The organism is Paracoccus sp. DMF, assembly GCF_004407025.1.
In the GTDB taxonomy this organism is placed as follows: Bacteria; Pseudomonadota; Alphaproteobacteria; order Rhodobacterales; family Rhodobacteraceae; genus Paracoccus; species Paracoccus aminovorans_B.
The window spans coordinates 1-992 of record NZ_SOKV02000153.1; the positions used below are offsets into that span (position 1 = coordinate 1).

Consider the following 992-nt stretch of genomic DNA (forward strand, 5'->3'; position numbering starts at 1 on the left):
AAATACGACCTCTCGGCCGGCCACGAGCCGCAGAAATTCGGCCTCGGCATGAAGGAGATCTGGGAGATCGACCCGGCCAAGGCCAAGCCCGGCACCGTCACCCACACCATGGGCTGGCCCCTGGGCAAGAACGCCGGCGGCGGCAGCTTCATCTATCACCTCGGCGGCAACCAGGTGCTGGTCGGCTTCGTCGTGCACCTGAACTACAAGAACCCCTATCTCTATCCCTACATGGAGTTCCAGCGCTTCAAGCATCACCCGCTGGTCGCGGAACTGCTCGAGGGCGGCAAGCGCGTGGCCTACGGCGCCCGCGCGATCTCCGAGGGCGGCTGGCAGTCGATCCCGAAGCTGACCGTGCCGGGCGCGGCGCTGCTCGGCTGCTCGGCCGGGCTGGTGAACGTGCCGCGGATCAAGGGCAACCACAACGCCATGCTGTCCGGCATCGCCGCGGCCGAGGCGGCGGCTTCGGCCATCGCCGCCGGCCGCGCGGGCGACGAGCTGACCGATTACGAGGCCGAGGTCCGCAAGGGCGCCATCGCCCGCGACCTGAAGCCGGTCAGGAACGTCAAGCCGGTCTGGTCGAAGCTGGGGCTGTGGCCCTCGCTGGCGCTCGGCGGGCTTGATATGTGGGTCGCGAACCTGACCGGCTGGAACCCGCTGGGCAGCTGGAAGCACGGCAAGACGGATGCGCAGGCCACCGGAAAGGCTGCGGATTTCCAGCCCATCGACTATCCGAAGCCCGACGGCAAGCTGTCGTTCGACCGGCTGACCAACGTGGCGTTTTCCTTTACCAACCACGAGGAGAGCCAGCCCTGCCACCTGAAGCTGAAGGATCCCGCGATCCCGATCGCGGTGAACCTGCCGCTTTATGCCGAGCCGGCGCAGCGCTACTGCCCGGCCGGGGTCTATGAGGTGCTGGAGGGGCCCGAGGGGCCGAAGTTCCAGATCAACTTCCAGAACTGCGTGCATTGCAAGACCTGCGACATCAAGGA

1 protein-coding gene is annotated in these 992 nt (G+C 66.8%); it reads left to right on the plus strand.

Annotation, left to right across the window (positions count from 1 at the left end; translation table 11 throughout):
- On the plus strand, window positions 1-992 hold a 992-nt coding region (locus E3D03_RS20900; RefSeq protein ID WP_263568539.1), incomplete at both ends, for an electron transfer flavoprotein-ubiquinone oxidoreductase.